Genomic DNA, 5,761 nt, shown 5'->3' with positions numbered 1-5,761 from the left:
TGCTCGCCGCCGCCGTCGCCGTCACGGCGGCCCCGGCGGCGTTCGCCGGCGGCGGGACGCGGCGCTGGGGCTGGGGCGGCCGCGGCGACGCGCAGCGGGCCGAGGCGCAGGCCGCGAAGGACGCGGCGGCCACGGCGTTCTACGAGCTGGACACGGCCCAGCGCGAGCTGCGGATCTCCCTGGAGACGATCGCCGCGGTGGACTCCTCGCCCGCCGCCCGGCGCGCCGCCCAGGACTTCGCGGCGCTCGGCGCCCGCATCGACGAGGTGTCGGGCGCGTACATCACCGCCGTCGACACCCACGACCTCGACCGCGACGACCTCGACTCCTCGGCCGCCACCCGCGCCCGTACCGACCTCAACCGGGCCAAGGACGAGCTCCTCCGCGTCAAGGCGGACCTGGAGCGGTTCGCGCAGGGGCTCGGGCCGCTGCTGGCCGCCGCCGAGACGGAGCTGGCCCGGCTGGCCCCCGCCGTCGAACGGGCGCGGCAGGCGCTCCTCGCGGCGACCGAGGCGCTGGACGCGACCCGGGCCGCCGGGCTGCGCGCCGACGACCTGGCCGCCCGGCTCGCCGCCCTCTCCCCCGAGCTGACCAAGCTCAACCAGGGCGCCGGGCAGCACGGCGTGGCGGACACCATCGCCCGCGCGGAGCGGGTCCTGCGCGAGGCCGACGCGCTCCGCGAGGCCGCCGCGCAACTGCCGCAGCGGGCCGCCGAGATCGACAAGCGGCTGGTGTCCCTGCGCACCCGCGCCCAGGCGATCGCCACCCGCGCCGCCCAGGTGACGCCCGTCCTCAGCGAACTGCGCCGGCGATACAGCGCCGCCTGCTGGCAGGACCTCCAGCAGGTGCCCGACCAGGCCCGGGAGGCGGTGGAGCGGGCGGAGGCCAAGCTCGCCGAGGCCCGGACGGCCCGCGACGAGCAGCGGTGGCCGGACGCCACCGCCCTGCTGTCGACCGTCCGCGCGCTCCTGACGACGACCGACGAGTCCGTCTCCGCGGCCGGCGACCGGCTGCGGCGGCTGGACGAGGTCTCCGCCGACCGGCAGCAGGAGGTCGAACGCACCCGCTTCGCCATCCGCGACGCCCAGCGCCTCGCCATGGCCGGCCGCAGCACCCCCGACCCCCGCCACGCGGCCCCGCTGGACCAGGCCGTGGCCCGCCTGGACCGCGCCGTGGCCGGCCTGGAGGGCCGCCACCCCGACTGGTGGCGCTTCCTGACCGAGACGGAGGCCGTACGGCAGTCCGTCGCGGCCGTGGTCCAGTCGATCCGCGAGGAGCGCGGCGCGGGACGGTGAGCGAGCGGCGGGGACGGTTCAGGCGGAGCTCCGTCTGAACGGTGGGGACGGTTCAGACGGAGCTCCGCCTCCGATCGCCCCCGCCCGGCGGCCCGTTCCGTACGTACCCGAGATCGACCGGCGTCGTCGGCAGCCCGATGTCGGTCCACCCGGTCTCCTCGCGCGCGGCCGCCCGCTCCGGCGACTCGCCCGGGTCCAGCCCGCCGCCGGGCAGCGCCCAGTGGACGCCGACCTCCTCGTTGTCGTACCGGAACATGAACACCGACCCCGCAGGGTCCAGGATCGCGACTCTGGCCGCTCGTCTGGGTATCCGCATCACACGAGTCTGCCGGTGCCGCCGCCCGTCGGCCCTGCTCCCCCGTACGTCCCCCGTGGTTATGCTGCCGACATGCCTCGCTACGAATACCGCTGCAAAGCCTGTGGTGCCACCTTCGAGCTGCGCCGTCCCATGGCGCAGTCGTCCGCTCCGGCCATGTGTCCCGAAGGGCACGTGGACAGCGTGAAGTTGCTCTCCACCGTCGCGGTGACCGGGGCGGCGACCGCCGCCTCCTCCGGGCCGTCGTCCGAAAGCAACGGCGGAGGCGGCGGGTGCTGCGGGGGCGGCTGCTGCGGCTGAGCGCCGACGTGGCGGGCGGGGCCCCGCGCGGTCGTCAGCCCTGCTCCCGGGCCGGCGGTCGTCAGTCCTTCTTCCGGGCCAGCGTCAGCCCGTCCGCCACCGTGAGCATGACCGCTTCCATCCTCCCGTCCGCCGCCACATGGTCGTTGAACGCCTTGACGCCCTCGCCCGCCGCCGACGCGCCGGGGTCGACGACCTCGCCGTGGAAGAAGACGTTGTCGACGACGATCAGACCGCCGGTGCGCAGCCGGGGGACGACCTCCTCCCAGTAGTCGACGTAGTGCTCCTTGTCCGCGTCCAGGAAGACGAGGTCGAGGTGCGGCTCGGCGGGCAGGGCGCGGACGGACTCCAGGCCGTCGCCCAGGCGCAGTTCGACGCGGTCGGCGACGCCGGCCTTGGCCCAGGCCTCGCGGGCGTGGGCCGTCCACTCCTCCGATATGTCGAGGGCGATCAGGCTGCCGCCGGCGGGGAGCGCCTGGGCCATGGAGAGGGCGGAGAGGCCGGTGAAGGTGCCGATCTCCAGGATGTCGCGGGCGCCGGTCAGGCGGACCAGGAAGGCGAGGAGCGGGGCCTGCTCCTCTGCGACCTGGAGGTGCGCGCTGTCGGGCAGCAGCGAGCGGGTGGTCTCGACCAGGGCCCGCTGTACGGGGTCGAGCGGCGGATTGTGGTCGATCATGTACTGGTAGAGCTCGGAAGTGAGCGGACTGCTCTTGGACTCGGTCACGCGAGACTCCTCGTTCGCTGACGCCGCGCGGGCGACACTGCCGCACGGGCGATTCGGCACCCCGGTCACCGGGATGAGGGCATCCACGTCTTCACTCCCCCGCACACGTTGATGCCTCAACGAACGTTAGGGCGGCGGGGTTTCGGAAAACAGCCGCTTACCAGACATTCCGGCCTCTCCGGCCCCTCCGGCCCCTCCTCCAAGTCCCTCAGGCCCCTCAAGTCCCTCAAGCCATGAGCGGCCCGCCCGGCACCCGCACCCCCACCGCCTCCGCGAACGCCCGCGCGATCTCCTCCCCCGCCGCGACACCGGCCGTCTCCAGACCCGTGACGTGCGGCGCCCCCCACCCCGTGTCGGCCAGCTCGCCGTGGCCCGGCCGCCAGCCGCGGTCGGCGGCGAGCAACAGGTCGGCGTCGAGGAGGGAGTCGCCGGCGGACAGCACGACCTCCGCGCCGGTACGGCGGGCGACCTCGGCGACCGCCGCGCTCTTCGTCACGGGCCGCGGGACGGCGTAGATCTTGCGGCCCTGGAGCGAGACGGTCCAGCCACGCTCGCCGGCCCACTCGGTGAGCTCCTTCACCCACGCGACGGGCAGCCGCTCCCGGTCGACGACGAGGTAGGCGAACAGGTCCTCGGCGGTCCGCTCGCGCAGCAGCCACGCCGGATCGGCCGTCGCCACCAGCCGCGCCCGCACCTCGTCGAGCGTCGCGCACTCGGCGGCGACGGACCGCCGCACCCGCTCCCGCCAGCCGGCGTCCGGCTCGCCGTCGACGAGGATCTCGCCGCCGTTGGCGCACACCGCGAACCGCGGTACGGGCCCGGGCAGCCGGATCCGGCCGTACTGCGCCCGCGTCCGCGTGGTGGCGGGCACGAACGCGCCGGTCCGGGCGAGGCCCTCGAGCAGCGCCGCGGCCGTCTCCGTCACGTACGACAGCGGCTTGCCCTCGTACACCTCGACGCACAGCAGGCGCGGCGCCCGCGCGTCCTCCACCCCGAGGCGGAGGGCGGCGGCCGAGTAGATGAGCGTGCGGTCGAGGTCGCTGGCGACGAGCGTGTCCATCAGGGGGACGTTCACAGAGTTCACCTTCACGAGGACCGCACCGCCCGGCCGTCGGTTCCCGTCGCGCCGCGCGTGTACCGCGGGTGGACGAGGCCGACGCAGCTGTACGGCAGCCCCTCGACCTCCTCCACCGGCACCCCGCGCTGGGCGGCCAGCAGCCGGACGTGGTCGAGGTCCGCGCCCGCGCCCCGCTCGGCGAGGATCTTCCAGGGGACGCGGCGCAGCAGGACGCGGGTGGTCTCGCCGACGCCCGGCTTGACCAGGTTGACGTCGTGGATGCCGTACTCCTCGCTGATCCGCTCGACCGCCGCCCAGCCCCGCCAGGTCGGGGTACGGTCGGCGCCCGCGAGCTCCTTGGCGTCGTGCGCGACGCCTTCCTCGACCTCCGCGAACCGGGCCGCGACGGTGTCGAGGAAGGCCCGGGACACGTCGGCGTCCGCCAGCTCCCGGTAGAACTTGGCGCCGTGGAAGTCGCCCGGCCCGACGAGGTCGGCGCGCAGCACCGTCCGCGAGATCAGGCCGGAGACCGTCGAGTTGAGGCAGGCGGACGGGATGAGGAAGTCGTCCCGGGTGCCGTACGTCTCCACGCAGTGCCCGGGGTCGGCGAGGACCGCGATCCGCGGATCGAACTCGCTGCCTCGCAGAGCCTGTTCGAGCTCGCGGGTGATGGCGCCCTTGCCCGTCCAGCCGTCGACGAAGACGACGTCGGCCGGGTCGTGGTGGTCGGCGAGCCAGCGCAGCGCCGCCGTGTCGATGCCCCGGCCGCGGACGATGGACACGGCGTAGTGCGGCAGGTCCAGGCCGTGCGCGTGCCGCGCCCAGCGGCGCATCAGGACGCCGACGGGGGTGCCGGCGCGGGCCAGCGAGACCAGCACCGGACGCGGCGACCGCTCCGCGAGGACGGTCTCGGTGACCGCACCCACGGCCCGCGCGATCCGGCCGGCGGAGGACTCCAGCGCGGCGGCGTACAGCGCCTGGTAGCGCTCGGACGGCTGGTACTCGACGGGCAGCGACTCCGCGTAGTGCGCGCCGCCGCTCTGGATCGCCTCCTCCCGTTCCTCGGTGGGCACCTCGAGGGTGACGGAGGACAGGTCCTGGAGCAGCCAGCCGACGTCCTCCGGCGCGTAGGAGGAGAAGGCGGGGCCGCGCAGGGGCTCCCCGGCGGCGCGGTGGGACGGGATCACGGCCAGCAGGACCTTCCGGGTGTGCGCGGCGAGCCGGTCGAGCAGGCCGCCGGGTGCGTGCAGGGCGGGGGTGTCGCCCGTCGAGTCGGTGACGACGACGACCGCGTCGAAGCCGGCGCCCGCGACGTTGTAGGCGTAACGGTCGGCGTTGCGGGTGGAACGGTCGGCGGGGCCGTCGGCGGACGCGTCGGCCGGGTCGTCGTGGGCCGGTGCGTCGCGGACCGGTACGTCGTGGGCCGGGAAGACGAGGCGGGTGCGGATCGCGTACCCGGGGTCGTCGACGGGGACGACGGGCGACCGGGTCGTGGTGGAGAACAGCACCTCCGTTCCCGCCAGGCGCTCCTCCAGCGCCCCCGCCAGCCGCAGCGGCGCGTACATCAGCTCCTCGGTCCCGAGCACGAGGACGCGTCGAGCACCGGAACCGCCCTCCGGCAGCGCCTCCGCGATCCGCCCGGCCATGCGCGGCAGCGCCGCCTCCAGCCGGGCCCGGTGCGCGGGGGTGAACCCGTGCCGGCCCCCGTCGGGCAGGCCGGCCGGCCAGCCGAGGCCGATCCGCTCCGGGGCGGCCGCGCTTCCCCCGGCAGCGGCGGCGTCCTCACCGTCCCACTCCTCCGCCAGTTCCTGCCCCAGCCGGAGCACGCCCTCCGGCAGGGACACCGTCCCCGACGCCAGGGCGACGACGTCCACCCGCGCGCCGAGCTCCGCCGCGAAGGCGTCCAGCGCGGCGCGCTCCTCCGCCGGGCGGAGGTCGACGAGGGCGACGACGACGTACCGGTCGCGCGGGCGGCCGGCGTGCAGGGCGGCGATGGTGTTGCGGATCGTCCGGCCGGTGGACAGCTCGTCGTCGACGAGCACCAGCGGGCCGTCGCCCGCGAAGAACCG

The 5,761-nt window shown here is 75.5% G+C and carries 6 protein-coding genes; 2 read left to right on the top strand and 4 right to left on the bottom strand.

From position 1 onward, the window contains the following. The coding region (locus JNW98_RS33445) for a coiled-coil domain-containing protein (RefSeq protein WP_223772055.1) at positions 1–1,295 on the top strand (1,295 nt) is incomplete at its 5' end. A gap of 52 nt (positions 1,296–1,347) precedes the next feature. Here the strand turns inward: JNW98_RS33445 and JNW98_RS33440 are convergent. Then, entirely contained in the window at positions 1,348–1,611 is a 264-nt protein-coding gene (locus tag JNW98_RS33440; RefSeq protein WP_308015698.1) for an NUDIX domain-containing protein, read from the bottom strand. Positions 1,612–1,683: 72 nt separating this feature from the next. Here JNW98_RS33440 and JNW98_RS33435 point away from each other — a divergent pair, with 72 nt between their 5' ends. Beyond that, a complete protein-coding gene (locus JNW98_RS33435) occupies positions 1,684–1,911 on the top strand; it encodes an FmdB family zinc ribbon protein (RefSeq protein ID WP_223772054.1) in 228 nt (75 codons plus the stop codon). A 61-nt stretch (positions 1,912–1,972) separates the two neighbouring features. On the opposite strand, the gene JNW98_RS33430 is transcribed toward JNW98_RS33435, so the two are convergent. From JNW98_RS33430 to JNW98_RS33420, 3 genes are all read right to left on the bottom strand, one after another. Further along, positions 1,973–2,635, bottom strand: a complete 663-nt coding sequence (locus tag JNW98_RS33430) for an O-methyltransferase (protein ID WP_223772053.1) — start codon at positions 2,633–2,635, stop codon at positions 1,973–1,975. A 226-nt stretch (positions 2,636–2,861) separates the two neighbouring features. Next, a complete protein-coding gene (locus tag JNW98_RS33425; RefSeq protein WP_223772056.1) occupies positions 2,862–3,695 on the bottom strand; it encodes an HAD family hydrolase in 834 nt (277 codons plus the stop codon). Positions 3,696–3,721: 26 nt separating this feature from the next. After that, the coding region (locus tag JNW98_RS33420) for a phosphoribosyltransferase domain-containing protein (protein ID WP_223772052.1) at positions 3,722–5,761 on the bottom strand (2,040 nt) is incomplete at its 5' end.

Origin of the sequence: Streptomyces huiliensis (assembly GCF_020037025.1) — a bacterium.
In the GTDB taxonomy this organism is placed as follows: domain Bacteria; phylum Actinomycetota; class Actinomycetes; order Streptomycetales; family Streptomycetaceae; genus Streptomyces; species Streptomyces huiliensis.
The sequence above is the reverse complement of the archived record's forward strand: the minus strand, read 5'-3'. Positions and strand labels throughout refer to the sequence as shown.

Excerpts from the sequence above, each read along its gene's own strand:
- JNW98_RS33440 (WP_308015698.1), bottom strand. The coding sequence starts at position 1,611 with ATGCGGATACCCAGACGAGCGGCCAGAGTCGCGATCCTGGACCCTGCG.
- JNW98_RS33435 (WP_223772054.1), top strand. The coding sequence starts at position 1,684 with ATGCCTCGCTACGAATACCGCTGCAAAGCCTGTGGTGCCACCTTCGAG.
- JNW98_RS33425 (WP_223772056.1), bottom strand. The coding sequence starts at position 3,695 with ATGGACACGCTCGTCGCCAGCGACCTCGACCGCACGCTCATCTACTCG.